Here is a 26,244-nt window from a genome sequence, read left to right as displayed (position 1 = left end):
GGGACGGGCGTCATGCGCCTGCGGGGCGTCGGTCACGAGGACGGTGCTCCTGGGTGGTGGGTGGTCTTGGGGCCTCTCCCCCCGTCGCCGGCGCCCCGTGGACACCGGCCCTCAGGAGGCTCAGACCGGCTCAGCCTAGCAACGCGGACGGCGCCGGAGGCCTCGCGCCGTTCCGCCGACTGCTCGGACCAGGCGGTCCGGTCCCGCGGATCGATCCCGCGGGCCCGTAACTCGGCGGCCTTGGCCCGGAACCGGCGGAGGTAGTCCGCGGCGGCGAGCATGTGGGCGATCGCACCGAGGGAGAGCAGCCACAGGCCGGCACTGCCCCAGGCGGTGTCCGTTAGGCCCGGCACGTTACCCAGCAGAAGCACGGGTGCGGCCACGAGCAGCAGGGCGGTACGGACCTTGCCGAGGACGGAGACGTCCAGCTCGGGGCTGCCGCGGAACAGCGCCAGGGACACCGTGCTCAGCACGAGGTCCGGCACCACGATCGCCCAGACGATCCAGTCCGGGGCCACGCCGGTGAGCACCAGGGTGGCGGCCACGATGATCATGGACAGCCGGTCCGCCAGCGGATCCAGCCACGTGCCGGTGGTGGAGATCATGTCCCACCGGCGGGCCACGAACCCGTCCACCCAGTCCGTGCTGGACAGGGCCACCAGCACCCAGAACGCGGCCAGGTACTGCTCGGTGGCGGTGAGCCAGACGAACACCGGGATCAGCGCGAACCGGGCCAGGGTGATGACGTTCGGCAGGGTCCAGAAGGTGTCCCGGACGGTGTACTCGTACCCCTCGCGGAGGCCGACATCGATCACGCGCATACGGGGCTCCTTCGGGGCGGCACAGGCGGGGACTGCGGGGGCCGGACCAGTCTACCGGCGTCTGTGGCCTGCACAGGCCTCGGGCGAGGCCACGTGGCCGGACGGTGGCATGTCGCCGTGGGTCGGACGTCCTCACCACCGCTTCCCCCGCCCGCGCACAGCACGGCGCCCCGCCCCTCGGTGAGGGACGGGGCGCCGTGGACGGGCAGTCGGCGTGCGGCCGGATCAGCCCTTGCGCTTCTTGCCGAGCATGGAGCCCAGGACGGCGAAGGCGGTGCCGGAGACACCGAGCAGGGCCAGCGGCTGCCACCGCTCCTTCACGTAGTCCTCGGCCGCACCGGCCTTCTCGCCGGCGCGGGCGGCGCCGGAGTACGGGGCGGTGACGTCGGTGGAGCCGGCGGACTCCGGGGTGGCGCCGCGGCCCTTGCGCTGGGCGGCGAACGCGTTCATCTGGCCCTTGACGGAGGCGCGCTCGCCCAGGCCGGAGCGGATGTCCGCCAGGTGGCGGCGGCGCAGCTCGGCCCGGCGGCGGATCTCGTCCTCGGAGGCGGTCTCCTTCTCCGGGTACGGGGCGGCCTCGCCGTTCTTGACCGCCTTCTTGTTCTCTTCCTTCTCGAGCTTCTTGCGCTCGGCCTCACGCTGCTTCTCGATGCGCTTCTGCTCGGCCCGCTCGGCCTTCACGCGGTCGTACTCGGCCGGGTCGAAGGCGTTGCCCTCCTTGAGGTAGCCGAGGTCGTACTCGATGTTGCGGACGGTCTCGGCCGGGATGAGCGGCATGGCGCCCTTGATCATCAGACCGCCGACGGCGGCGAGGATGATGCCGAGCAGCAGGAACGCGGCGGCCACCATGAGGGCAGGGAACCAGAACGACGGGTTCGCGAAGGCGCCGATCAGGGTGACGATCAGGGACACCAGCATGCAGAACAGCATGAACAGGCCCGCGAGGATCAGACCGGCGGCGACGCCGACTTTCACACCCTTGGACTTGGCCTGGTTCAGGGCGAGGGTGAGCTCGTCCTTGATCTGCAGGGGCAGCAGGCGGATCAGGGCCGCGAGCAGGTCGGACAGCGAGCTCGCGCGGGTCTGCGCAGAGACGGGGATTGCCGTGGGGGCCATCAGTGGGTGCCTTCCTGGGTCGGCGTGGTCGTTTCGGGTTGCGCAGGTGCGTCAGGGCGCGCCACTGCACAGCGATGTCGGCTCCACGCTAGCACTGTGCCTCCACCCAGGGCATGAGCCGAAGATCGGCCATCCACGTGTGTCCTGTCACGACGACTGCCCCTCGCTTTCTCCTCCTCACCCGGCCGAGCGGACGGGTGGGTCAGGGCATGAGGCGGGGGCCGCCGTCGGGACACGGGTGTCCGGGGTGTCAGGACCCGTCGCCGGCGGCCTCGCGCAGGCCGGCCATGGCGTCGCGGTGGCGCAGCACGTGCAGGTCCCAGTCCGCGGAGAGCGCCTCGAACACGCCGATGCCGCGCACCGACGTGCCCTGCTCATCCAGGCGCGGGGACCAGCTGGCGATGCCGAGGGCGCCCGGGACCGCACCGAGCAGCGCACCCGAGACGCCGGACTTGGCCGGGATGCCGACCTCCGCCATCCACTGCCCGGAGGCGTTGTACATCCCGCAGGAGAGCATCACGGACATCACCTGCTGGCAGACCCACTCCGCCAGCACGCGCCGGCCGGTCACCGGGTTCACGCCGCCTGAGGCCAGGGTGGCGCCCATGGTGGCCAGCTGCTCCACGGTGACCTCCACCGAGCACTGGCCGAGGTAGCCGCGGACCACCTCGTGTGCGTCGTCCGGGAGCATCCGCGAAGCAGCGAGCATGTGGGCCAGGCCCAGGTTTTGGTGGGCACGGGCGGTCTCGGCGTCCCAGACGTCCTCGGAGATCGTCAGGTCCGTCCCGGCCAGCTGCGAGTAGCGGTCCAGCAGGAGCTCGAGGCGGGCGTCCTCGTCGTCCCCGGGGATCAGCCCGTGGGTCATGATCGCGCCGACGTTGATCAGCGGGTTGTACGGGCGGCCGTCCGAGTGGAGGGACAGCTCGTTGAACGCCATCCCGGAAGGCTCCACGCCCACACGCTCGAGCACGGCGTCCATGCCGCGCTCCTGCAGGGCCACCGCGTAGGTGAGCGCCTTGGACACGGACTGCAGCGCGAACGCCTGCTGCGTGTCGCCCTCGGAGACGGCCACGCCGTCCGTGGTGCACACGGCCACGGCGAAGCCGTCCACCGGACGGTCCTCCACGTCCTCGAGGTACTCCGACGGGGCCCCGTTGCGATCCTCCTTGACCGTGGAGATCAGGCGGGCCAGCTGCTCGGAGACACGGCTGGGGTTCGTGGTCTTCATGTCAGTCACCCTGCCACAGGGCCCCTGAGAGCGTCGCCCCGAGTCGAGTGGGCAGCTGTTCCACGGAATCGAGCGACATCGTGGAACAGCTGCCCACTCGACCCCTGCCAGAGGACGGGGAGGAACGACGACGGCCGCCCGCCTTCGGTGCGGAAGGCGGGCGGCCGACGTCGGGAAGCAGGTCAGGCGGCCCCGTCAGGAGGCGCCGTCAGTGCCTCACGGGGTGTAGGTGACCGGAGCGTTCGGACCCAGCGGCAGGTCCAGCCAGTACCAGCCCATGGTCATCATGCTCCAGGTGACCAGGAAGGCGATCGAGTACGGGAGCATCGTGGCGATCAGGGAGCCGATGCCCATCTTCTTGTCGTACTTCTGGGCCACGGCGATGATCAGCGCGAAGTAGGTCATCAGCGGAGACAGGATGTTCGTGGACGAGTCGGCCACGCGGTAGGCCGCCTGGGTGAACTCGGGCGAGATGCCCAGCTGCATCATGATCGGCACCATGATCGGCGCGAGCATGGCCCACTTCGCCGAGGCGGAGCCCACGAAGAGGTTCACGACCGAGACGAACGCGATGAACGCGACCACCAGCGGGATACCGGTCAGGTTGATCGACTCCAGGAACTGCGAGCCCAGCACGGACAGCAGCAGGCCCAGCTTCGACTCGTTGAAGTAGGCGATGAACTGGCCGGCGGTGAACGCCAGCACCAGGAACACGGCCATGCCGGCGAGGGTCTGGGAGAGCTGGTCCACCACGTCGGTGTCGTTGCGGATGACCTTGGTGACGATGCCGTACACCAGGCCCGGGACGAAGAACGCGATGATGATGACCACCACGAGCGAGTCCATGAACGGGGACTGGACCACGCCGCCGTCCTCGCCGCGCAGCAGGCCCCACTCCGGGACGATCAGCAGGGCCAGCAGCGCCACGGTGACCACGCCGGAGACGGTGGCCCAGACGAGGCCCTTCTTCTCCACGGCGGAGAGCTGGACGTCCTCGTCCTCGATGCGACCCTCGCCCTTCCACGGGCCCAGGCGCGGCTCCACGATGAACTGGGAGACCAGGGTGCCGACGATGGTCAGCAGGAAGGTGGAGGCGATGATGAACCAGTAGTTCATGGCCAGGTTCATGCCGTCCGCGTAGGCGCCGTCCACGGTGGCGGCGGCCTCGATGGTCAGCTCACCGAGCATCACGTCCGTGCCGGAGAGCAGCAGGTTCGCCGAGAAGCCTGCGGAGACGCCGGCGAAGGCGGCGGCCAGGCCGGCCAGCGGGTGACGTCCGACGGCCATGAACAGGATCGCGGCCAGCGGCGGGAGCACCACGTAGCCGGCGTCCGAGGCCACGGAGGACATCACACCGGCGAACACGATGCCCGCGGTGATGAGGAACTTCGGCACGGACAGGATGAACTGGCGCAGCACCGTGCCGATCAGGCCGGACTGCTCAGCCATGCCGATGCCCAGCATGGTGGCGAGCACGACGCCCAGCGGGGCGAAGCCCACGAAGTTGTCCACGGCGGAGGAGAACATCCACTGGACGCCCTCCGGGGACAGCAGGTTGAAGACCTCGATCTGGCCGCCCTCCACCGGGTCCTCGGCGGTGACGCCGAGCGTGGAGAACAGCCAGGACAGCAGGACCACCAGCACCGCGAGCGCGGCGAACAGGGTGGCCGGGTGGGGCAGGGCGTTGCCGGCCTTCTCGACGAAGTCGAGCGCCCGGTTGCCGATGCCGCCCCGACGCGGACGGTCGGGGGCGTTCTGGTCGGAAGCGTGGGTGGCGGAGCCGTCCTGGGTGGTGACGGTCTCCGCGGCGTCGGCGGCGGTGGTGCCGCGCGAGCCAGCCGAGTCAGCGGCCATGTGCAGAGTCCCTTCGGGAGTGCGGTCGGATGACAGGGCACCGCCCGGCCCCTCTCCCCCGCGCTGGTGGGCGGGTGGGAAGGGCCGGGCGGAGCGCAAACTCGTCCACCGTAGCGGCCGGTGTGAAGGATGTCATCTCACGGTGAGGGATCCGTCACAGGCTGCGGTGGGGACTGCTGCGAGGCGGGCGCGGCCGGTCGAGGCGGGCGGGGCGGCCGGGCGCGGCGGGCGGGGCGGCCGGTCACGGGGCCGGTCGAGGCGGGCGAGGCGGGCCGGGTGAGGCGGCCTGGCGATGCGGCCGGTCACGGGGCCGGTCACGGCGTGGGGGTGCCGCCGTTCGCGTTGAGGGTGTCCCCGTTGACATAGCTGGACTCGCCGCTGGCGAGGAACACGTAGGCCGGCGCCATCTCGATGGGCTGGCCGGCACGGCCCAGCGGGGAGTCGTGGCCGAACTCGGGCAGGCGCTCCTTGGGCTGGCCGTGGGAGACCTGCTGGACGGTCCACACCGGGCCGGGGGCGACGGCGTTGACGCGGATGCCGCGCGGGCCGACGGCCTGGGCCAGGCCCTTCGTGTAGTTGTTGATGGCGGCCTTGGTGGCGGCGTAGTCCAGGATCAGCGGGTTCGGGTTGTACGCCTGCACCGAGGTGGTGTTGATGATCGCCGAGCCGGGGCCCATGTGCTTCAGGGCGGCACGGGAGAGCGTGAACATGGCGAGCACGTTGATCTGGAAGGTGGTGGCGACCTGCTCGTCGGTGAGCTCCTCCGGGGTGTCGGCCACGAGCTGCTTGCCGGCATTGTTCACGAGGATGTCCAGCCCGCCGAGCTGTTCGGCGGCGGCGTCCACGAGGCCGGCGGTGTAGTCGGTGTCCGTGAGGTCGCCGGGCAGGGCGACGGCCCTCCGTCCGGCCTCCTCGATCGCGGCGATCACCCGGTCAGCGTCCGGCTGCTCGTCCGGCAGGTAGGCGATGGCCACGTCCGCGCCCTCGCGGGCGTAGGCGACGGCCACGGCGGCACCGATGCCGGAGTCGCCGCCGGTGATCAGCGCCTTGCGGCCCTCGAGACGGCCCAGGCCGGTATAGGAGTCCAGGCCGATGTCCGGGACCGGATCGGTCTTCACATCCAGGCCCGGCTCGGGCTGTTGCTGCTCCGGGGCGTGGTGCTGCGGGTGGCGGGCGCGCGGATCGTCGCCCTCCCACTGGCGGGCGGTGGAGGCGGTCGCGGGCGTGCCTGCGGGCTTCGAGTTGGTCATGGCGGCAACGCTACGGGAGGGTGACCGGGACCTGGCAAGGCCGGATGGCCTGTGAAATCACGACGACGGACCTCGCCTCCCAGCCCTTGTCACCGTGGTGTGGGGTATGGGTCCGGGGACGGTGATGCGTTGGCCCGGGACGATGGGCCGCGGGTGCGGGACGATGGGCCGTGGGTCCAGCCCCGGGCCATCAGTAAGGTTCTGCACAGGAGGCTTCCCGGCGGGGCTGGAGGTGAAGCAGAGGACGAGCCCCCTGCCGGGACACAGACGATGCAGGCACCGGGGACCAGCGGAGGAACTGCTGTGTGCAGCCGCGGGACGGGAACCGCAGTCAAGATCGGCGCCGCCGGGGCGGGCCCGCACGGTGGGAGTCGTCCTGTGGGTGCTGGTCGGGCTGGCCTGCATGGGCTCGGCGGTCCCGTTGGATGTGGACCTTTCCCTGCACACCCTGCTGTCCCTGCCGATGGTCCTGCAGGGGCCAGCGGTGTGGTTCACGGCCGCCGGACTGCGAGAGCGGATGCCTCGGCTCGCCGCCGTCGGGCGCGTGATCGCCGTGGTGGCGGTCGTCGCTTCGCTCACGATGCTGGCCGTCAGCGTGTCCGGTTGGTTCATCGGGCTCTGGCAGCGGCTGTCCGTGTGGCCGGGCTACCTGTGGCTCGGCGCCGTGGGCTGGTCACTGCTCACCGTCCGACCCTCGCGCTGACCGTGACACACAGGGAATCCCCGCTCGGGGCACCAGGCGGGGCTTCGCCCTCTCCTCGGCTGGGGCCGGGCCGACGCTCCTCTCGCAGCTGCTGCCTCTCCCGTGTCTGCCCAGACATTCCTATGCCTGCACACCGTTCGGCTCCTCGATTTGACGCAGGTAAGCGTTTACAGCTCCCCAGAAAAGCATCGTAGAAGCAGCCATGGCGAAAGCGACAGACCTCTGATCGAAAAGCAGTTCATAAGCCACCCAGAACATCCCGAACTCAATGACACCCATAAGTAGGTCGACGCCCTTCGGAACCGCCCCCAAAGAGGCAATGAAAAGCTTCACAAAGAATCCTGCAACTCTACTCAGAATGATTACCACCGGAGTAATTGCAAGAGACCACAGGACCACCTGCCACGCCGGCAGTGGGGCGGCCACTCCAAGCAGGTACGAGGTAATGATCACAACAAGCGTAGGGACTGAAATGAACAGGGCCACGAATACCAGAACCACGAGCCAGTTGATCGACGACTTGCAGTCCATCTTCAATCCCCTTCTCCTGCGGCATTGACTAATTCAAACTCAACGGCATTCCATTTTATGGAACCACTCACCGAGTAGCAAGTATCCGAAAGTGCCGACACCTGGACAAAAGTGCCATTGCACCAGGGGCGGTTCTCATCATACCGTTCGTCACGCCATGCAGTTGCATGCTCTTCCACACCCCTACCTATACGGAGGTACATCATGAAAAGACTTTCACGTCGTTCAATCGTGACCGGCACCTTAGCGACAGCGCTGGCTTCCGCGATTGCGGCGCCTGAGGCTTTCGCCCTTCCTCAAACGCGGGACCACGCCCCTCAGGAGGAGGTTCCCAATCTCCGTTCTTTGACCGCTGAGGACTGGGAGCGGATCGCTGCACACGCCCGTGCCGCGGGCGACTCGGAGGGGGCAAAGGTTGCAATCGCCGAGGCCTCACGGCTGAGAGGACACGTCGAGCCTGGCCCGAAGTGGGTGGCAGGTGTCGCCAAGAGGGCAATTATCACAGCCTTCAAGCACGGGCGCTCTTACATTCCCAAGAGCTTCCGTCGCTACACCGACAAGATCGTCCACGTGTTGGAGACTACGGATGTATGGGAGCAGTCAATTTTGACTGCTGCACTGATGTCCGCTGGGCTGCCGCCGGACGTGGCCGCGGACGTTGCCCGCTGGGTCAGCATGGCGATCTGAGGCAGCTACAGGGACTGACAGAGCCTCGCACCTGTCGTCATAGCTCCCCGTTACCTTGTGAGCACCCCCGATCGTGGGGGGGTCTGGTCGCTCGGCCGGGTATGGCTTTGTTGCCCTGCCATTCAATGGTCCGGGGGGTGGGCCGCCCCTACGGCCGCCACACGGCTGTAGGGGCTTCGATCGCCATGCGACCACCCCGCGTCAGAGTACAACCGCGGCTGGTTTCGGCGGTGACCGGTGTGGGTGCGCGCGTGACCGGGCGTTGCGGTCAGTTCAGGTCGGGGCCGGTGGTGTCCGGGGCGAAGTCGAGGCCGATCCCGAGCATGTGCTGCCATTCGGCCCGCTCGGCGGCGCGGACGCGTTCGGCCTTCCGTGGGCGGGTGATGCGCTGCATGAGCTCGCGGAGCTGGTCCTTGTCGTGCTCGTCGTTGGCCACGCGGCAGGCGCGGTCGTTTTCGGCCCCGGAGACCGCGGACCAGTCGAGCAGCCATCCGGCGTCGAAGGCGACACGGGACCAGAACAGGCGCTGGACGCGGCCGTTGCCTTCTCGGAACGGGTGGATGTAGTTCAGCTCTTCGTAGTATTCCGTCAGCCCGTCCACGAACCCTGCGCGGTCACGTCCGCGCAGGTGGTCGTCCTCGCGCAGCCGTTGAGCCAGGAAGCTCGTCGCTCTCGGGATCACCGCTCACGGCAGGAACACGGCCGCGCCGTCGACGTTCTTGCGCATGTCGACGGTCCGGACCTGTCCGGCCCAGTCGTAGAGATCGTGGAACAGGTGATGGTGAATCGCCCTGAGCTCGTCCAGGTCACGCGAGGCAGGCAACGGCGTGTCCAGCAGCTGCATCCTGCGCCAATGCGAAAGGTCGCCCTCCGCTTCCGCGAGGGCGACCTTCTCTGTGATGCCGAGTCGGTTCCGGAGCACCCCGGTCTCAGGATCGACGTAGGGGTCCATGTTCAGTTCCGGCGATGCCGTGCCAGCGCCCGCGCCAGGCCCTCGTCCGCGGTGATCTCTCCCGCCACGAACCGACGCGTGTCCGCCTTCGTCTCCTCGCTCAGCTCCAGCCCCTCCATCCGCAGGCTGTGCTCCGACTCTCGCGCGGCCCACGCGCGCTGAGCCTTCGTCGTCCGCATCTTCTCCCGAGTGATCGTCTTCGCGGCCATGCTCGTACCCCCTTGATTCGTTGGCTCCATTCTACCGGCGGCCCCGTTACCTTGTGAGCACCCCCGAACGTCGGGGGTCTGGTCGCTCGGCCGGGTATGACTCTGTTGCCCTGCCATCAATGGTCCGGGGGGGTGTTGCCGCCCGGTCGAGAGACACGCGTTGACCGCTGATAGGGACACGGCCCACCAGCTGGTGAGGTCTCTTCGTAACGTGGGTGCCGGCATCGGGTGTCAAGACTGCGACCAGTAGTGATGCTCCAAGGAAGGACAGCATCATGGAAACCAGATTCGCGGTCGTCATCGGCCTAGATGTACTCGGCCATGACGTTGGTGACAGATAGTCCGTTGACGATGAAGAGAACCTCCGGGTGAAGTGGGGCTTGTCAACGGCATCCCAATCACCACGGAGGTTCTCATGTCCCACGCTAACGCCCGGTTGACCCTGTATGGAAGGACGCTACTGGTCCACCGGGTTCTGGAAGAGGGCATGCCCGTGGCCCACGCCGCGGCCTTGATGGGCATCTCGCGTCAGTGCGCGCACCGGTGGGTCTCCCGTTACCGCACCGAGGGCGAACACGGGCTGCAGGATCGTTCCAGCAGGCCTCACCACTGTCCGAGCAGAACCAGCGCCCAGACCGAACAGCAAGTCCTTCAGGCCCGCAGCACGCACCGGCGGGGTCAGGACTGGATCAGCACCAGAGTCGGGGTCCCGGCCAGGACGGTGAACCGGATCCTGGCCCGTCACCAGATGCCTGCCCTGGCCTGTCTTGATCCGGTGACCGGGGAAGTGATCCGTTCTTCGAAGGCCACCACTCACCGGTATGAGAAAGACCGTCCTGGCCAGTTGGTGCACGTAGACGTGAAGAAGATCGGGAAGATCCCGGACGGGGGCGGGTGGCGTGCGCATGGCAGGGCGGCTACCGCTCCGCTCAAAGGACGTCGACCCAAGATCGGGTACGACTATGTGCACTCGATGGTCGACGACTGCTCCCGGCTCTCGTACAGCGAGGCCTTGCCGGATGAGACCGGGCCCACGTGCGCCGGGTTCCTGGCCCGGGCCGCGGTGTACTTCGCTGAGCACGGCATCGACAGGATCGAACGGGTCATGACGGACAACGCCTTGGCGTACAAGAACTCGCAGGCGTTCAAGGAAGCGGTCTCAGCTTTGGGTGCACGGCAGAAGTTCATCCGGCCGCACTGCCCGTGGCAGAACGGCAAGGTCGAGCGGTACAACCGGACGCTGGCGCAGGAATGGGCCTACAGCCAGGTCTGGGCCTCGAATACTGAACGCACGGACGCCCTTGCCCGGTGGCTCCATGAGTACAACACTGAGCGTGGCCACACCGCGCTTGGAGGCAAGACTCCCGCTCAACGAGTGTCATCAACGTGATGGCCGAGTACACCGGGACACGGGCCTGCTGACGGTCCCAGCGTGCGCACCGAAGAGCCTCGACGGGGGTGGTGTCCGCTCGGGGTCGGGCGGGCATGTCCAGCTGCTCCCACCACGGGGCTGGGCCTAGAGCGGCTGGGGGTCGTGCCGGATCACCTGGGTACTGGAGCGGCGGCCCCTACGCGCGGAGCCGAACCAACAACAAGGGCCCTCACCATCATGGCGGGGCCCTTATGTGTTCGCTCAATCTTGAGGCGGATCGTTCTTGACCTTCTCCGCGCGGACTTCGTGATCAACAACGGCGGTCGGGCCCGCGTCACGATCCGGACCCGTGACGGGTCGCTCTTCAACGTCGTAGTGGACGATCACGACCAGGCGGACCGCCTGGTTGAGGATGTTCGGTCGATCAGAGCACGCTCATCCGGTTAAATCGGTCATTTGTCGCCGGCGTTCCGAGCCTCCTGCCGCGGGCCGCCCCGACTCCACACGTTCTGCCCCGCCACCTTCCAGGGCCCGACCGAGAGGCGCTGAAGGCCACCCAGAATCGACAGGACCAGGTATGAACACCATCAACGTCGCGTGTGCATGACGGAAGCTCACCATCAACGTTGAGCACGAGATCAGCACCCTCTGACCTGTAGGATCGACGCAGCGGGAGGGCAACAGTCTTTTCGCCCACGACGCGAGGGGGACGTGCCGCGATGCCGCTGTTGTCAGACGATCTAAAGCCGGTGCGCGACGCCCTCCGACGGATGACCTGGGAACTCAATTTGGGGCAGCTTGCCGAACCTGCACCGCCGGACGGTGAAGGCGTCGACTGGGGCCGCGGCCGCGAGGCCACCGCTGAGACGGTCATCGAGTTGCTTAACGAAATCGACGACCTCACCAGCCTCCTCGCCAACCATGCGCTCTCGACGATCGTCCTGGAGGCGAACTTGGGCGCAGACCTCGACGCCGCCACGGCCAGCGGATTGATCGAGCGGGCACGCATCACCTTCGCGACCGACGAGGGAGAGAACTCGTGGTACGAGCCACAGAGTGACGCCGCCGCGGCGGACGGACTCGCCGTCACAACTCGTCTGCTGAGAAGCCTCGCGGCACTGAGGGCGGAGTGCGGTGTGGAGCAGCGGCTCGAGGGTCGCGAGTCCGCGCTTCATCCTCCGCGACTGGGCCCCGACGCGCTGTCCACCGCCATCGCCTTCCTCCGCAGGCACAGCACCCTGGAAGATGGCTCCGTGATGGAGGCGTGGCACGTCAATCCGAACGGCTGGGAGGCCTGGCGCTGATGCCCCGCACTCCTCGCACGGCCGAAGTGAACCAGTTGCTGAAAGACATCACTGCCGACGTGAAACTGCTCCGTGCCAAGTCGGCGCCGTCCACGGGGCCCCTCCAAACCATTGCCGGCGATGACTTGTACGAGGCGTACCTCTTCATGCGCGTGCTGTCTGCAGCGCGGCGCAGCGGCGCCACTCTCACGCTCTGTAGCGAGCAGCATCTCCAGGGCCGGCCGAGGATGCATCCGGCACAAGAGATCATCTTCCGCAGGAGCCCAGGCACCCTGCACCATGCCTCCGGACCAGCATCCGACTACACATTCGCGCTCCTGACCTGGCCTGGCCGCGTCCCTCTCGCACTTTTCGTCGGCATCCAGGCCCAGGGCTACTCCGGTGTCACCCACGAGTGCGACCTGCTACTGCTCCGCCTCCCGGTGGCGCAAAGCGCGCAGAGTCAGCCCAACTACTCGCTCTGGCAATGTGCTGAACTGTACATCGAAGCGAAGTTCAACTCGATAAGAGTCCCCCTGGCGACCGCCCGGGCCCTGATCGGTGTGCACGCCGACCTCTGGTTCGACGCGGTCGTCCTCGCCTGCCACGACGATCTCGCCACGAACGCCGCATCGTATCTGAGCGCAGGGCTGTGGGGGCCCACCGCAGCGGGATTCGGGCGCGTCCAGCCCGCGTCGAGCGGCCACAACCTCCTGGAGGCCCACCTCGCAACTCTGTTCTGAACAGGGGTCAGCTGTGCGATACGCCTCTGCCTGGGCACTGGTCGGTGACAACTGAGCCCCGCCGTCGACGTGGTCGGCGACGGGATCCCTTTAACAACGGATCAACGTCCCCGGTCAGTACACCTAGACGGGGAGTGGTTCCCAGCGGGGTCGGCTGATCGGGGCCAGCATCTACCCGGTGCCCCTCACCTCTCAAGCGGCCTGAAATCCTCTCCCATTGCCTGCCGCCCCATCGGCCCCATGCGTACCAGCGACGACTGAGGACGAATAACGGACGCGGACCTTTGCGGGCCGCGGCTACTGCTTCCCCGCGTTTACGGTCAAGATCCCCGCTTAGCGGCTGGGCCCTTCCGATACGACGCGTCAGCGCGACGGGTGCGTCGGGCCGGGCCGGTTACACGCGGGCGGCGTAGAGCTCCATCAGGCGCGTCTGCCGCTCCTTCTCCGCAGCCCCGGCAGACAGGCCCAGGAGGCTGTCCATGATGCGATCCAACGCCGCATGCGCCTTCGCAAGGGCCGGATCCATCACCAGCGGGTTGTAGTGCTGCGCCAACGACCGCTCTGGGTGCAGCGCGCGCGCCTCCAGCACACCGGCGCCGGCCTGAATGAGCTTGCCTCGCTCCGACTCGGACAACTCAGGGAGCGGCAGCGTGTTCCACACCAGCGTGTTCGAGAACCGCAGCCTCGATTCCAGAGCACCACCGACCATGCGCTGCCACGCAATGAACGCCGACGACGAGATCACCGCGAACGCGAACCCGTCCTCGTCGGGCGCCACGAAGTTCGCGTTGGAAGAGATGACCTGCTCCGTGAACCTTGCAGCCGGATAGAACCGCCGGGTCTCGGAGACGTGGATCGGGATGCACAGGTACCCCCCAGTCATAGGGCGGCGCTCGGCGAATAGGTGCGGCGTCATGGCGAGCTCCTGAGTAGCGCGCTTGTTGCTCGCGGCGCGGAACTCCCGGACGCCCTCGACGCGCGCCCGCATCAGTACAGACCGGTTGAGGTCGGCAGGGTCTAGGTCTTCGAGCCAGAAGCACCAGCGCGGCAGTCCGTGGATGAGCTCGCGTGCACCCACGTAGCGGCGCAGGTACTTCGCGGCCACGGGATCCGCGGCCACCTTCGCCTGCTCGGCAGGCTCCACGATCAGGTGCCCCCCGTCCGCCGGCTTGCACCCGTAGAGCACAGCCGGCAGCTGAGCCAGCGGCTTGCTGCGCTTGCCCACCAGCACCCATGGCCCCTCCACCAGGTAGGGGTTAATCGCGGTCACCGGTTCCTCCACTGGCTGCCCCTGGGACCTCTCGTAGGAGAACAGCCGTGCCCCTTTCAAGGGGATGCCCTTGGAGAAGCCGACGATGACGCAGTGAACACCCGCCGCGCCCGGAGCCTCCGAGGACCACGCGAACGTGCGGTGTGCGAACGGGATCGTCCACCCTTCACGGTGCAACGGCCCGAACAGGGCCGGCACCGGCTGGCCCTGAGCGATGGAGTTCGTGGTGACGAACGCGAACCGGCCCACCGGCTGATCAGCGAAGTAGTGCATGGCCTGCGCGTGCCAGCCGGTCACATAGTCCAGGTACCCGTCGTAGTCGGCACCCCAGACGGCCTTCATGTCCGCGGTCTGCTCGGCGGTCTTGGTGTACTGGCCGATGAACGGCGGGTTGCCCATCACGTACACGTGCTCGGATGCCGGCACGACATCGTTCCAGTCCAGGCGCAACGCGTTGCCGACCACGATGTGCGCCGACTCGGTCAAGGGCAGCTGCTCCGGGGACACGCCGATCTTCAGCGACATGTCCTGGTTCGTCTGGTGGTTCACCAGGAACATCGCGATGCGGGCGATGGTCGCCGGCCACTCCTCCAGCTCGATCCCGCTGAAGTGCGACATCCGCACCCGCACTCTCTCGTCCTCGTCCATCACCAGCGAGGTCTGCATCTGCTTGCCCGACAGCTCCTGCAGACGCACCAGGATCTGCAGCTCCAGGGCGCGCAGCTCTCTGTAGGCCACGATCAGGAAGTTGCCGCACCCGCACGCCGGGTCCAGGAACCGCATCTGCCCCAGTCGCTCGTGCAGCTTGCGCAGCCCTGGGCGGGAGTGGATGTTCGCCACGAACTCGGCACGCAGCTCGTCCAGGAACAGCGGCCCGATGAGCTTGAGGATGTTCTCCTCGGTCGTGTAGTGCTCCCCCAGCTCCCGGCGGGCCTCCTTGGACTTCACCGCCTGGAACAGGGACCCGAAGATCGCCGGAGAGATCCCGCCCCAGTTGAAGTGGCAGGCCGCGATCAGCTTCTGACGCATCGAGGCGGTGAAGTACGGGATCGACACCGCCTCCCCGAACACGGACCCGTTCACATACGGGAAGCGCAACATCAGCTCATCGGTACCGGCCATCCGCTTGTCCACCGGCCGGTTGAGCACCTGGAACAGGGCGGTCAGCTGGGCGCCCAGGTCTGCGCCGTCCTCAGCGGTGCGGGTCTGGATGAACTCGAGGAACAGGTCCCGCTCCCACAGCCCGGAGTCGTCGGCGAAGAGGGCGAACAGGGTGCGCACCAGGAACACGGACGCCTCGTGCTCGTCATAACCCGAGCCCTCGAGCTCCACGTAGAGGTCGGCCATCAGCTGGGCGGCCTTCACCGACGCTGCGGCCTGCTCGGCCGATCCGAACGTGCGCTTCTGGTAGCCGGCGATGAATCCGAACCGCTCGGCCTCCACCGGCAGCTGCTCCAACGGGAACTCAACCACGGCATCCGTATCCCCGGCCGGAGCCTCGAGGTCACGCAGCCGGAACGTCTCGAAGTCGCAGGTGATCACGTACCTCGGCTGCTCGGCCTCGGGCACGTTCGCCAGGTACGTCAGAGCCTGATCCTCGGCGTCTTCCAGGTCCTTGCCCAGCGACTTCTGCTCAGCGATGAGCATGCCGGGCCAGAACACGTCGATGAACCCGGCCCCACCGTCGGCCTTCTTCGCCCGGCTCTCGTACTGGGCCACCTTGCGGCGGCGGATTCCGTAGACCGCGAACAGCTCCGTCCAGAAGGACTGGGACTCGCCCCTTTCGTAGGACTCCCCCGCCCACTCGTGCACGAACGCGGCTGCGTTCGCTCGGATCTGGTCCCAGGACAGGGGCTTGGTCTGCATGAGCGGAGCCTTTCAACGGTGACCGCACCATCATGCCCGCACAGCTCAGCTCGTAGTCATCCATGAAGCGTCCCGGGTGTGATGCCGCTTCCTTTCGAGTTCGAGAGGATGTTGTTCATGCCGAAGAAGTTCGATCCCGAGGTGAAGGACCGCGCGGTGCGGATGGTCCTGGACCGTGTCGAGGAAGCCGGGTCAGTCACGAAGGCCGTGGCTTTGGTGTCGCCGAAGGTCGACGTGGGGCGCGAGACCTTGCGCCGCTGGGTCTGTCAGCACCGCGTCGACGCCGGCCTCAAGGACGGGCCGACCAGCGATGACCTGGCCGAGCTCAAGCGCCTGCGCGGCGAGGTCAAACGATTGCGGGAGGACAACGAGATCCTGCGCAAGGCCTCGATTTTCTTCGCGGGGGAGCTCGACCCCCGCAACCGATGATCATGGGATTCATCGATCAGATGCGCGCCAAGGGGCATGCGGTCGAGTCGATCTGCAGGGTGCTCCGTCAGGAGGGCTGTCAGATCGCCGCACGCACCTACCGGGCGTGGCGCCGCCGCAGCGCGTCGGCTCGTGACACGTCCGACGCGGTCCTGCTCAACGTCCTGCACGACCTTGTCGGCACCCCGGAAGGGCTGTACGGGCGTCGGAAGATGACCGCGTGGCTGCGTCGAGAAGGTCACCAGGTCGGCGCCGGTCGTGTGGACCGGCTCATGCGGGTTGCGGGGATGAACGGTGTGCGTCGAGGCAGGCCAGTGCGCACCACCGTCCCGGCCAAGGACGGCTGCCGTGCCGGTGACCTGCTCAATCGAGACTTCACCGCGGCCGCGCCGAACACGAAGTGGGTCGCGGACTTCACCTATGTGCGCACGTGGGCGGGCTTCGTATACGTCGCGTTCGTGCTGGACTGCTACTCGCAGAGAATCCTCGCCTGGCATGCCGCGACGGCCAAGACGACCCCGCTGGTCCTGACCCCGCTGCGGATCGCGTTGTGGGACCGTGACCGGCACGGGCACCCTGTGCAGCCCGGCGAGCTGATCGCGCACAGCGATGCCGGGTCGCAGTACACGAGCCTTCGCTTCGCCGAGCACCTGGCCGCCGAGGGCATCGCCGCGTCCATCGGGACCGTCGCCGATGCGTATGACAACGCGCTCATGGAATGCGTCATCGGCTTGTACAAGACCGAGTGCATCACCACCACGATCTTCCACAACGGCCCGTACAAGACCATCGCCGACGTCGAGTACGCCACCGCCGGATGGGTCGAGTGGTACAACAATCGAAGGCTCCACTCGTCCCTGGCTATGACCACCCCGGCCGAGTACGAGACTGCCTACTACGCCGCCCTCAACCGAGAGCTGGCACCCACATAGGAGCGGCACGAAACCCGGGACGCTTCATCCACGGGTCGTTGGTCGTTCAACATCCTGATCTTTTGCACCAGGCACCAGGCCGGTTGAAGGGCTCAGGCCTCCGTACCCTCGGCGTCCTCCCGACGGGACCTTGCTTGGCACAGGGAGGTCTCACTTTGCTGAGCTACCTCATGTTGCAGAACGACTCGCGGGGCGCAACGTGCGTTGCGCCCCGCGAGGTAGGTTTGAGGCATCGAGGGCGGCTCGACCGAAGAATCGGTTCGTGCGGCGCTCTAGCCTTAGCTTTCGGTGTCCTGCACCTGATAGAGAGTGTAGCACCCGCAAGGGCCCACCTGGAACAAGAGGAGCAAGATGGACGACGCGACCTTCCTAGATCGAGTCCTCGAGCAGGCCGAGCCCTGGACCCCATGGGATCGTCGCGCTTGGCAGCCGGGCACGCTCCTCGCGCTGAAAGAACTCGTTGAGGCGGCAGAGTGGTGCAGCAAGGGAGTTCTTTCCGATGAATCTGTTCAGTACTTTAAGAATAATCAGATACGCCCGGACTTGGGGCGGGATATAGGGATTGGCACTAGCGCCGTAAGATCTCAGCTAGACGACCTTTTTAAAAGGCCCTTTAAATATAATAGTCAATCCCGGCGCGAGCTATCCCGTCTTATAGAATGGCTAGAAGTAAATTACCTCCTCGCCTGGCAGGATGCATCAGGTGGTAATACGTTTGATGGAGAAAGGGCCTCCAGATTTATCACCTCTCATCTTCTGGACCTAGGATTCCATCCCGATTATCTCAGAAAAGAGATTAGCGCTGTCGATTCTGCGGCGTCCGCAGCGGACGTTATAGAAGAACTCAGGGGCATGGCAAGCCGGCCATTGACACGTTTTTGCGGATGGGTGCAGCTGACCTCCGTTCCCAAAATTGAGTTGCTTAAACAAAGCAGCTTTTGGGTCTCCCCCAGCGAGGTGTCACAGCTGCTGAGAAAGGCGGGGGAAGCTCCCCCCCGTGGTCAATGGGGCGGCATGAGGTTTGAAGTTGAAGCACGGGACGCTCTAGCGGCTACAGCAGCTGTGCACGATCAATTGCTTCGACTCCAAAACAGGGCCCGTTTCCTTAGGAGTCAAAAGCCTTTCCTATACGAACCGAAGTTCCGACTCTTTGACGGAACCGTAATTTCTATAAAGACTCACCGTACAGCCATCAGCGCCATGTCCCTTGTAAAAGCCGGAGTGCTTTATAGAACGGAGGGGGGAGAAGGGTCATTCGATCGCATAGACGACTCATTCGAGCTAGCTTCTCATCTTATAAGTTCCCCGCCCGCTGTAGCGGTCTCGAATGCTTGGGCCGCCCTGGAGGCTCTTCTTATTGATCCAGCAGAAAATGACAGGGCAGCGGGAGGGCGAGTCGTAGCTGCAGACCGGGCTGCCACCATCGTTGCCAACGGATGGCCGCGCGCAGAACTAACGCGTTTAAGTTATATTGCAGCAAAGATACTTGATTCTCACAGCCGCTTAAAGCGCGCTCTTGAGGTAACGGGAGAGGATGCAAATATCCGTCGTTGCCGAGTTCTACTGGAAAACTGGAACGAGGTCGAATCTCTTAAAAATTTGCCTCCTCGCGACATGGCCGCCATCTCTCGGATGTCCCGATTACTAAACAACCCGTCTGGAACCCTAGGGCGCGTTGAAGGGTATATAAAAGGGTCCTTCCGACGTCTATATCGCCAGAGAAATCTTGTAATGCACGGAGGTGCGGTCCGCTCCCTTGCCCTGGCGCCCACGGCACGCACAGTAGGGCCATTGGTGGGTATTTTTATGGACCGCATATCGGCCTCGGCGCACCTGGAAGGAAATAACCCTCTTGATGCAGTAGCTCAGGCTGCCGTGTCCCTCCGATTGGCGCGGAAAAATAATGACGTGTCCCATACTCTGTTTAAGTAGAATCTGTTGAAAGGGGTGTCTCTACGCACGATTGAGAGCGGTGTACAGCGTCTGCCGGCTCACCCCGAGCGTGCGCGCCACTTCGGCCTTCGGGGTCCCCATCTCGATCATCACGCGCGCCTGCTCCACGTCGGTGTCCGAGAGCTTCGGGGCCTGGACGTACTTGCCGCGGGCCTTGGCTAGGGCGATGCCCTCGGCCTGGCGCTCCTTGATCCGCCGGCGCTCGAACTCAGCGAACGCTGCCAGGATGCCCAGCATGAGCCCGTCCACGGGAGAGGTGCCGGACTTGTCCACGGTGATCCGCTCGGACACGAACTGCACCGCGCATCCCTTGTCGGTGAGCTCGTCCACGATCGCGTACAGGTCCCGGGTGTCGCGGCCGAGGCGGTCCATGGAGGCGACCTTCACCAGGTCACCCTCCCGCACGTAGGCAATCAGCTCCGCTAACCCGGTGCGCTTGGCCCTGGAGCTGCCGGAGATCTTGTCCTGGAAGATGCGGTCGCACTCCCCCACCGCCTCGAGTTGGCGGTCCAGGTTCTGTTCCGCCGAGCTCACCCGCACGTACCCCACGGTCTGTCCAACCACGTCTTAAACCTCCCGACACTTCTGTCTAACGAACCGGTTTGGGACCGTCTCTGACGTGATGCTCTCGTGGGCGGACGGGGTGTGTAAAGGGGTATACCCGGCTTGACGCCGGGATGGGGCAATGAACACCCAGCTGGATTGTGAGGCATCCCTCTGTCGGAGCGTTGACGTTTACTTTACTAACCTGTTAGTATAGTTTCGTTGATGCGACTACAGGCAGAGGACAGGGGTACAACAGTGAACGACGTTGGATCATCGCCGCGGCGGTGGTGGCTGCTCATGACCGTGGGGGCCGGCCTGCTACTCATCACCCTCGACAATTCGATCCTCTACACCGCCTTGCCTACGTTGACCGCAGACCTCGGCGCGTCCGGATCCTCGACACTGTGGATCATCAACGCCTACCCCCTGGTCATGGCTGGCCTCCTCTTGGGAGCAGGCACACTGGGCGATCGCATCGGCCACCGCCGAATGTTCGTCGTCGGCCTGTGGATCTTCGGTGCCGCATCACTGGCAGCGGCATTCTCGCCCAACCCTGCCTTCCTGATCGGCGCCAGGGCACTCCTCGCCGTGGGGGCCGCAGCGATGATGCCCGCCACGCTTGCTCTGATCCGCCTCGCGTTCGACGATCCTCGTGAGCGCAACATCGCCATCGCCATCTGGGGGAGCCTGTCGATCGCGGGGGCAGCGCTCGGACCCATTCTCGGCGGCGCCCTTCTCGAACGGTTCTGGTGGGGATCTGTTTTCCTCATCAATGTCCCCGTTGTTGCCATCGCACTTGTGGCGACCGCAATCATCGCGCCGCACAACCATCCCGATCCGTCGAAGAAGTGGGATCTCGTCTCATCCCTCTATGCGATGGTCGGGCTGGTGGGCACCGTGCTCGTCATCAAGGAACTGGCCCATATTCCACAGAACTGGGTTCTGATCGCAGGGGCGCTGGCGTCAGCAGTCATCGGGTTCGTCCTCTTCGTGCGACGCCAGGGCCGATTGGAAGAACCACTCATCGAGTTCTCCATCTTCCGCAACCGCGCCTTCGCTGGCGGCTCTCTGGCAGCCTTCTTCGCGATGTTCACCATCGCTGGCGCCCAGCTCGCGACCACACAGCGCTTCCAGCTCGTCGAGGGCTTCACCCCCCTGCAAGCAGGCCTGCTAGTCGCAGCCATCGCGCTTGGCGCCCTGCCCTCAGGTGTCCTAGGGGCCGCGATCCTGCACATCGTGGGCCTGCGGATCATTATCTCCGGCAGCCTCGCCATCGCCGCCCTAGGACTAGCTCTCGCCGTGCTGGCCTCTGCGAACGGATCACTACCCCTGCTGGTCGTCAGCTTCATCGTGACCGGCTTCGGCCTGGGCGGCACCTTCGCCGTCGCTTCCGCCGCCATTATGGGCAACGCGCCTCCGCGAAAGGCCGGCATGGCGGCCTCGATCGAAGAAGTCTCCTATGAGATGGGCTCCCTCTCGGCTGTAGCACTCCTCGGGAGCCTCCTGACCTTCGTCTACGCCACAGTCGTCCGACTCCCGGATGGCACTCCCGCCGCAGCGGGGGAGAGCATTGCCGATGCCCTCGGGATCGCCGACGGAGATCTCGACGTGATCGCAGCCGCCACCTCCGCCTACGACACGGCCTATTTGGTCACGATGATCGTCCTCGCTGTCATGCTGGCTAGTGGAGCCGCTCTGACCAATCGGCTGCTCCGCGCTTACGGGCGCGGCAGCGAGGCAATGGAGTACGCCGAAAACCACTGAACCAATCGGAGGGGCGCATGATGGTGCGTGAGAGCAAGAAGACCATGATCCTCGACGCCGCGATCCAAGTGATCGAGGAAGACGGGATCACAGCAGTCACGTTTGACTCTGTCGCGGCCGCTGCAGGGATCACCAGGGCCGGGATCATCTACCACTTCCCGTCACGAGACGACTTGATCGCTGCGATCCACCAGAGACTCGCTGATCGCTGGGAGCGGCAGTTAGAGATCGCCTGTGGAAAGCCGACCGCTGAGGCAACGCCGATGGAGCGCCTGACCGCCTACATACTCACTTGTTCGACAGCCGCCTCCCGCGCCGAGTTCCAGATGATTCTCGACAGCCAGCACACCCAGCACAAGGCGATCTGGGAAGACCTCATCGACCGATGGACCGGACGTAGCGAACGAGACGAAGCTGAGCGCGACCAGATGACCTCGCTCGCCCTGCTCGCTGCTGACGGGCTCTGGGTCAACGACCTGATCGGAAGCAGGCCCATCTCACAGGACCACCGGAGTGAAACCGCAAAGCAGATCATCGCGCTACTCCAGAATGACGTCCATGAATCCGAGGCCAAGCCCAACGGGTAAGCGAGCCAGCGCGCGGTTGGAGAAGGCCGGATCGACGAATCCGTCGAGCGCGATGATGGGCAACCCTGTCAAGCAAGATCGCACCCTGGCACCTCTGTCCAGCAGCACCCAACTGGCTCTGACACATGCGCCTAGTGGGTATACCCGATTGGACGCACCGCCCCACCCCGCCAAGATCACCGTGTGGTCTCGTACGGCGCCGGCAGGTTGACTCCCTAGGGGGGACCGACTGCAGCGGGCCGCGGAGGGGAGTCCTAGTAGTGGTTATCGCGCGGCGTCGACGGTGCCCCGGTCGGGCACCGTGGCGGTCAGGAGGACCGCGGCCAGCGCCCCGCCGACAATGAAGATGTCCGCGATGTTGCCGATGAACCAGTTCCCGTAGGCGAGGAAGTCCACCACGTGGCCTTGCCCGAATGACGGTGGGCGCAGGAGCCGGTCACCCAGGTGGGAAGTCACCGCGCCGCCGAGACACCCGATCACGATCGCCCAGGACACGGTACGGACCCGGAGGGTGAACCAGATCGCCGCGGCGACCGCCACCGCCGAGATGATGGTGAAGATCCAGGTCGAGTTGGCCCCGAACGAGAAGGCCGCCCCGGGGTTGTAGGCCAGCTGGAGCCCGAGCAGCTCACCCAGGAGCGGGACTCGCTCGCCCGTGGACAGGCTGTTCTCCGCCCACCACTTGGTCACCTGGTCCAGGACCACTACGCCGGCCCCGATCGCAATGGTCAAGAGCACCAGGGGGTACCTGCGCCGGTGGTTCATTCGTGTCCTTTCGCGATGCGCCCGTTTCCCGGCGCCTCAGTGGATCTGCTGACCCCGGCGCGACCTGTGAAATCGCCGGCAGGTACCGGATGGACCGGACAGGTCGGGTCTCACCGGGCCTGGGCGTCTCTGTCCCGCAGGCACGGTAGGAGCTCATCCCGTGGTGGCGGGTTGGGCTTGCCGGTCGGTGAGGGGTTCCAGGGCGGTGCGTCGGGTGGTGGCGGCGCGCAGGCCGTTGCCGATGACGATGACCTCGGCGACCTCGTGGACCAGGACCACGGCGGCCAGGCCGAGGACGCCGGTGATGGCCAGCGGCAGCAGCACGGCGATGATCAGCAGCGAGAGAATGATGTTCTGATTGATGATGGCCCGGCCGCGGCGGGCGTGGGCCAGAGCTTGGGGGATCAGGCGCAGGTCGTGGCCGGTGAAGGCGACATCGGCGGATTCGATGGCTGCGTCCGAGCCGGTGGCGCCCATGGCGATGCCGACCTCGGCGGCGGCCAGGGCGGGAGAGTCGTTGATGCCGTCACCGATCATCGCGGTGGGCCGGGTGCCGGTCAACTGGTGGACGGCGGTGGCCTTGTCCTCGGGGCGCAACTCGGCGCGCACGTCGTCGATGCCGGCCTGGTCGGCGATCGCCCGGGCGGTGCGGGCGTTGTCCCCGGTGAGCATGGTCAGGTCGATGCCCTGGCCGGTCAGGGTGGTCACGACGGTGGGGACCTCAGGGCGCAGTTCGTCACGGACCCCGATGGCCCCGGCGACCGCCCCGTCGCGGTGGATGATGACCACGGTCATGCCCTGGTCCTCCAGCCCCTGGACCTGGGCCGCCAGGGGGCCGGGGGCCAGCCAGCGGGGGCTGCCGACGGTGACGGTAGCCCCGTCCAGGCGGCCGGTGATCCCGTGCCCGGCGGTCTCGGTGACGCCCTCGGCCGCGGGCGTGTCCGGGGTGGCGGCGGTGATGGCCGCGGCCAACGGGTGGGTGCTGTGCTGTTCCAGTGCCGCGGCCCAGCCCAGCACTTGGTCCTCGGTGATGCCGGGGGCGGCGAGCACGGCGGTGACGGTGGGCTGGTTGCGGGTCAGGGTCCCGGTCTTGTCCACCGCCAGGTGGCGGATCCCGCCGAGGCGCTCGAAGGCGGCCCCGGATTTGATGACCACCCCGAACCGGCTGGCCGCGCCGATCGCCGAGACCACGGTGACCGGCACCGCGATGGCCAGCGCGCAGGGCGAGGCGGCCACCAACACCACCAGGGCGCGGGTGATCCACAGTTCCGGGTCCCCGAGCAGGGACCCGAGGGCCGCGACGAGCACGGCCAGGATGAGCACCCCGGGCACCAGGGGCTTCGCGATCCGGTCGGCCAGCCGGGCCCGGTCCCCCTTCTCGGCCTGGGCCTGTTCGACCAGGTGCACGATGGTGGTCAGGGAGTTGTCGGTGCCGGCGGCGGTGGCGTCAATCTCCAGGGCCCCGGCGGTATTGATCGACCCGGCCGAGACGGTGTCTCCCGGGCCGACCTCGACCGGGATGGACTCGCCGGTGATCGCCGAGGTGTCCAGGGAACTGCGCCCGGTACGCACGATCCCGTCGGTGGCGACCCGTTCCCCGGGCCGGACCACGAGCACCTGCCCGGGTCGCAGGTCCTTGGCCTCGACCTCCACCGTGGCCCCGCCGGCCCGGATGGTCGCGGTCTCGGGCACCAGTTTCAGCAGGGCGCGCAGGCCCGCCCGGGCCCGGTCCATGGCCTTGTCTTCCAGGGCCTCGGCGATGGAGTACAGGAACGCCAGGGCGGCGGCCTCCTCGATGTAGCCCAGGATCACCGCGCCGATGGCGCTGATCGTCATCAGCAGTCCGATCCCGAGCCGGCCCCGGGTGAACAATCCGCGCAGCGCCCCGGGCACGAAGGTCCAGGCGCCCAGCACCAGCCCGACCCAGAACACCACCGTGGCCACGAGACCGGCCCCGGACCATTCCAGGACCAGCCCGGTGAGGAACGCCAGCCCGGAGAGCGCCGGGAGCAGGATGGCTGCATCGCGCCACCACGGCCGGTGCTCCTCGTGCTCCTCGGGTGCACCGGGAGTGGGGGTCGGGGCCTCGCAGCCGCAGGCGGCGCTCACGAGGCCACCTCCGCCGTGTCGCAGCACCCGGGTACCGGGCAGCCCGGGTCCAGGCAGGGCGCGGAGGCATCCACCGCGAGGGTCACCTCGAGCAGACTGCTCAGCGCCCGGGCCAGGTGCGCATCGACGATCGCGTACCGGGTGCGGCGGCCCTGGTGCTCGACGGCCACGATCCCGCAGTCCCGCAGGCAGGCCAGGTGGTTCGACACGTTCGACCGGCTCAGCCCCAGAGCCTGGGCCAGCTCGGCCGGATACCCGGGGCCCTCCAGCAGGGACAGCAGGATCCGGGATCGGGTGGGGTCGGCCATCGCCCGGCCCAGTCGGTTCATCACGTCCAACCGTGTCGCAATCGTCAGCATGTGGTGAACTATACAGCCTGTGCTGTAGTCTCTTGCGCGGTTTCGCCCGGGCCGGGCGACCCCGATCGATTGAATCAGTGAGGACCCTCCGTGACTGCCCGTTGCTGCCCCACCTTCCCGCATCGCCGCTGCCGGGGCCGAGGAGGACGGCCATGAGCCTGGGTGGGTTCTTCGCCGAGATGGTCCAGTCCGGGGCACTGCTGGTGGCGATGCCGCTGGCCGTGGTCGCCGGGCTGGTGTCCTTCCTCTCCCCGTGCATCTTGCCGCTGGTGCCCGGATACCTGGGGTATGTCTCCGGGCTGGCCGACCCGCGCCGGGCGGACAACCGGCGCCGGGTGATGACCGGGGTGGGACTGTTCATTATGGGCTTCGCCGCGGTGTTCACCCTCTACGGGGCCGCCTTCGGGGTGATCGGCGGGTGGCTGTTGCAGTGGCAGGACGCGCTGATCCGGGCCTTGGGGGTGTTCGTGATCCTGATGGGCCTGGTGCTCATCGGCTGGCTGCCGTTCCTGCAGAACACCCGGCGGATGTCCTTCCAGCCCAGGACCGGGATCGCCGGGGCCCCGCTGCTCGGGGTGGTCTTCGGCCTGGGCTGGACCCCGTGTATGGGCCCGACCCTCAGCGCCGTGCTGGCGTTGAGCACCACCACCGGGGACCCCTGGCGCGGGGCCCTGCTGGGCTTCCTCTACTGTCTGGGCCTGGGCATCCCCTTCGTGCTGGTGGCGATGGGCCTGGACTGGGTCACCCGAACGCTGGGCTTCGTCCGCCGCCACATCCGCGCCTTCAACATCATCGGCGGGGTACTGCTGGTGCTCGTCGGGGTGCTGATGGTCACCGGGATCTGGACCCTGTGGATCTACCAGCTGCAGAACCTGGCCGGCACCTTCACCACCCCCGTCTAACCCCGCCCGCACA

24 protein-coding genes and 1 other annotated feature are annotated in these 26,244 nt (G+C 66.6%); of the genes, 10 read left to right on the top strand and 14 right to left on the bottom strand.

The features are described from left to right. Positions 1 to 32: 32 nt before the first annotated feature. The 5 genes from CEQ11_RS05175 to CEQ11_RS05155 all read right to left on the bottom strand — a co-directional run bounded on the left by CEQ11_RS05175 (position 33) and on the right by CEQ11_RS05155 (position 6,269). Complete coding sequence (locus CEQ11_RS05175; protein ID WP_102214493.1) at positions 33 to 821, bottom strand: CDP-alcohol phosphatidyltransferase family protein; 789 nt, start codon at positions 819 to 821, stop codon at positions 33 to 35. 225 nt (positions 822 to 1,046) lie between these two features. Beyond that, positions 1,047 to 1,937, bottom strand: coding sequence for a phage holin family protein (locus tag CEQ11_RS05170; RefSeq protein ID WP_070638478.1), 891 nt, complete (start codon positions 1,935 to 1,937; stop codon positions 1,047 to 1,049). Positions 1,938 to 2,187: 250 nt separating this feature from the next. Further along, positions 2,188 to 3,165, bottom strand: coding sequence for a glutaminase A (gene glsA, locus CEQ11_RS05165; protein WP_088477959.1), 978 nt, complete (start codon positions 3,163 to 3,165; stop codon positions 2,188 to 2,190). A gap of 216 nt (positions 3,166 to 3,381) precedes the next feature. Further along, positions 3,382 to 5,019, bottom strand: coding sequence for an AbgT family transporter (locus tag CEQ11_RS05160; RefSeq protein WP_083315233.1), 1,638 nt, complete (start codon positions 5,017 to 5,019; stop codon positions 3,382 to 3,384). A gap of 314 nt (positions 5,020 to 5,333) precedes the next feature. Next, positions 5,334 to 6,269: an SDR family oxidoreductase gene (locus CEQ11_RS05155; protein ID WP_088477958.1), complete on the bottom strand. Its 936-nt coding sequence runs from the start codon at positions 6,267 to 6,269 to the stop codon at positions 5,334 to 5,336. 106 nt (positions 6,270 to 6,375) lie between these two features. Between CEQ11_RS05155 and CEQ11_RS13105 the strand changes: the two genes are divergently transcribed. Next, positions 6,376 to 6,972, top strand: a complete 597-nt coding sequence (locus CEQ11_RS13105; RefSeq protein WP_127913470.1) for a DUF998 domain-containing protein — start codon at positions 6,376 to 6,378, stop codon at positions 6,970 to 6,972. A gap of 120 nt (positions 6,973 to 7,092) precedes the next feature. Here CEQ11_RS13105 and CEQ11_RS05145 read toward each other — a convergent pair whose 3' ends face one another. Continuing rightward, complete coding sequence (locus CEQ11_RS05145; protein WP_088477956.1) at positions 7,093 to 7,503, bottom strand: hypothetical protein; 411 nt, start codon at positions 7,501 to 7,503, stop codon at positions 7,093 to 7,095. A gap of 231 nt (positions 7,504 to 7,734) precedes the next feature. Between CEQ11_RS05145 and CEQ11_RS12715 the strand changes: the two genes are divergently transcribed. Continuing rightward, positions 7,735 to 8,190 (top strand): hypothetical protein, encoded by a 456-nt coding sequence (locus CEQ11_RS12715; protein WP_127913469.1) that lies wholly within the window; start codon positions 7,735 to 7,737, stop codon positions 8,188 to 8,190. 268 nt (positions 8,191 to 8,458) lie between these two features. On the opposite strand, the gene CEQ11_RS05135 is transcribed toward CEQ11_RS12715, so the two are convergent. From CEQ11_RS05135 to CEQ11_RS05125, 3 genes are read right to left on the bottom strand one after another with little or no spacing between them, the layout of a single operon-like run. Then, the gene (locus CEQ11_RS05135) at positions 8,459 to 8,872 is read right to left on the bottom strand and encodes a Fic family protein (RefSeq protein ID WP_088477954.1); all 414 of its coding nucleotides are present in this window, start codon (positions 8,870 to 8,872) and stop codon (positions 8,459 to 8,461) included. A 3-nt stretch (positions 8,873 to 8,875) separates the two neighbouring features. Next, positions 8,876 to 9,142 (bottom strand): hypothetical protein, encoded by a 267-nt coding sequence (locus CEQ11_RS05130; protein ID WP_088477953.1) that lies wholly within the window; start codon positions 9,140 to 9,142, stop codon positions 8,876 to 8,878. A gap of 2 nt (positions 9,143 to 9,144) precedes the next feature. Beyond that, on the bottom strand, positions 9,145 to 9,351 hold the full coding sequence (locus tag CEQ11_RS05125; protein ID WP_088477952.1) for an antitoxin VbhA family protein: 207 nt from the start codon (positions 9,349 to 9,351) through the stop codon (positions 9,145 to 9,147). 415 nt (positions 9,352 to 9,766) lie between these two features. Between CEQ11_RS05125 and CEQ11_RS05120 the strand changes: the two genes are divergently transcribed. The 3 genes from CEQ11_RS05120 (at position 9,767) to CEQ11_RS05105 (ending at position 12,749) form a co-directional block, all read left to right on the top strand. Further along, the gene (locus CEQ11_RS05120) at positions 9,767 to 10,741 is read left to right on the top strand and encodes an IS481 family transposase (protein ID WP_088478831.1); all 975 of its coding nucleotides are present in this window, start codon (positions 9,767 to 9,769) and stop codon (positions 10,739 to 10,741) included. Between the two features lie 701 nt (positions 10,742 to 11,442). Continuing rightward, positions 11,443 to 12,027 carry a hypothetical protein gene (locus CEQ11_RS05110; protein ID WP_088477950.1) on the top strand — a complete coding sequence of 195 codons (585 nt, stop codon included), beginning with the start codon at positions 11,443 to 11,445 and terminating at the stop codon, positions 12,025 to 12,027. Beyond that, positions 11,988 to 12,749: a hypothetical protein gene (locus tag CEQ11_RS05105; protein ID WP_127913467.1), complete on the top strand. Its 762-nt coding sequence runs from the start codon at positions 11,988 to 11,990 to the stop codon at positions 12,747 to 12,749. Before CEQ11_RS05110 ends, CEQ11_RS05105 begins: the two co-directional genes overlap by 40 nt. Before the next feature lie 394 nt (positions 12,750 to 13,143). On the opposite strand, the gene CEQ11_RS05100 is transcribed toward CEQ11_RS05105, so the two are convergent. Next, complete coding sequence (locus tag CEQ11_RS05100; protein WP_088477948.1) at positions 13,144 to 15,885, bottom strand: DNA methyltransferase; 2,742 nt, start codon at positions 15,883 to 15,885, stop codon at positions 13,144 to 13,146. 117 nt (positions 15,886 to 16,002) lie between these two features. Between CEQ11_RS05100 and CEQ11_RS05095 the strand changes: the two genes are divergently transcribed. Together CEQ11_RS05095 and CEQ11_RS12710 are read left to right on the top strand one after the other, a co-directional pair. Beyond that, positions 16,003 to 17,246, top strand: a protein-coding gene (locus tag CEQ11_RS05095; protein WP_088477947.1) for an IS3 family transposase whose coding sequence is annotated in 2 segments (ribosomal slippage) — positions 16,003 to 16,276 and positions 16,276 to 17,246 — 1,245 coding nt in all. Because the reading frame shifts where the segments join, the coding sequence is not laid out codon by codon here. After that, positions 16,272 to 16,406 (top strand) — a sequence feature (AL1L pseudoknot). It overlaps the preceding gene by 135 nt. Positions 17,247 to 17,597: 351 nt before the next feature. Continuing rightward, positions 17,598 to 19,178 (top strand): hypothetical protein, encoded by a 1,581-nt coding sequence (locus CEQ11_RS12710; RefSeq protein ID WP_127913466.1) that lies wholly within the window; start codon positions 17,598 to 17,600, stop codon positions 19,176 to 19,178. Positions 19,179 to 19,199: 21 nt separating this feature from the next. Here CEQ11_RS12710 and CEQ11_RS05090 read toward each other — a convergent pair whose 3' ends face one another. Continuing rightward, on the bottom strand, positions 19,200 to 19,763 hold the full coding sequence (locus CEQ11_RS05090) for a recombinase family protein (RefSeq protein ID WP_088477946.1): 564 nt from the start codon (positions 19,761 to 19,763) through the stop codon (positions 19,200 to 19,202). Between the two features lie 279 nt (positions 19,764 to 20,042). On the opposite strand from CEQ11_RS05090, the gene CEQ11_RS05085 reads away from it, so the two are divergent. Further along, the gene (locus CEQ11_RS05085; RefSeq protein WP_036316244.1) at positions 20,043 to 21,509 is read left to right on the top strand and encodes an MFS transporter; all 1,467 of its coding nucleotides are present in this window, start codon (positions 20,043 to 20,045) and stop codon (positions 21,507 to 21,509) included. Positions 21,510 to 21,526: 17 nt separating this feature from the next. After that, the gene (locus CEQ11_RS05080) at positions 21,527 to 22,096 is read left to right on the top strand and encodes a TetR/AcrR family transcriptional regulator (RefSeq protein ID WP_060973480.1); all 570 of its coding nucleotides are present in this window, start codon (positions 21,527 to 21,529) and stop codon (positions 22,094 to 22,096) included. A gap of 264 nt (positions 22,097 to 22,360) precedes the next feature. On the opposite strand, the gene CEQ11_RS05075 is transcribed toward CEQ11_RS05080, so the two are convergent. From CEQ11_RS05075 to CEQ11_RS05065, 3 genes are all read right to left on the bottom strand, one after another. After that, positions 22,361 to 22,834 (bottom strand): signal peptidase II, encoded by a 474-nt coding sequence (locus CEQ11_RS05075; RefSeq protein WP_227718746.1) that lies wholly within the window; start codon positions 22,832 to 22,834, stop codon positions 22,361 to 22,363. 180 nt (positions 22,835 to 23,014) lie between these two features. Continuing rightward, entirely contained in the window at positions 23,015 to 24,970 is a 1,956-nt protein-coding gene (locus CEQ11_RS05070; protein WP_170721174.1) for a cation-translocating P-type ATPase, read from the bottom strand. Beyond that, complete coding sequence (locus tag CEQ11_RS05065; protein WP_060775722.1) at positions 24,967 to 25,329, bottom strand: helix-turn-helix transcriptional regulator; 363 nt, start codon at positions 25,327 to 25,329, stop codon at positions 24,967 to 24,969. Before CEQ11_RS05065 ends, CEQ11_RS05070 begins: the two co-directional genes overlap by 4 nt. A 152-nt stretch (positions 25,330 to 25,481) precedes the next feature. Between CEQ11_RS05065 and CEQ11_RS05060 the strand changes: the two genes are divergently transcribed. Further along, positions 25,482 to 26,231 carry a cytochrome c biogenesis CcdA family protein gene (locus CEQ11_RS05060; RefSeq protein WP_036313837.1) on the top strand — a complete coding sequence of 250 codons (750 nt, stop codon included), beginning with the start codon at positions 25,482 to 25,484 and terminating at the stop codon, positions 26,229 to 26,231. The last annotated feature ends 13 nt before the right edge of the window (positions 26,232 to 26,244 follow it).

It is taken from the genome of Micrococcus sp. FDAARGOS_333, assembly GCF_002206575.2.
GTDB classification, from domain to species: Bacteria; Actinomycetota; Actinomycetes; order Actinomycetales; family Micrococcaceae; genus Micrococcus; species Micrococcus lylae.
Note: the sequence above shows the minus strand (reverse complement) of the source record. Positions and strands in the feature narration are given on the sequence as shown.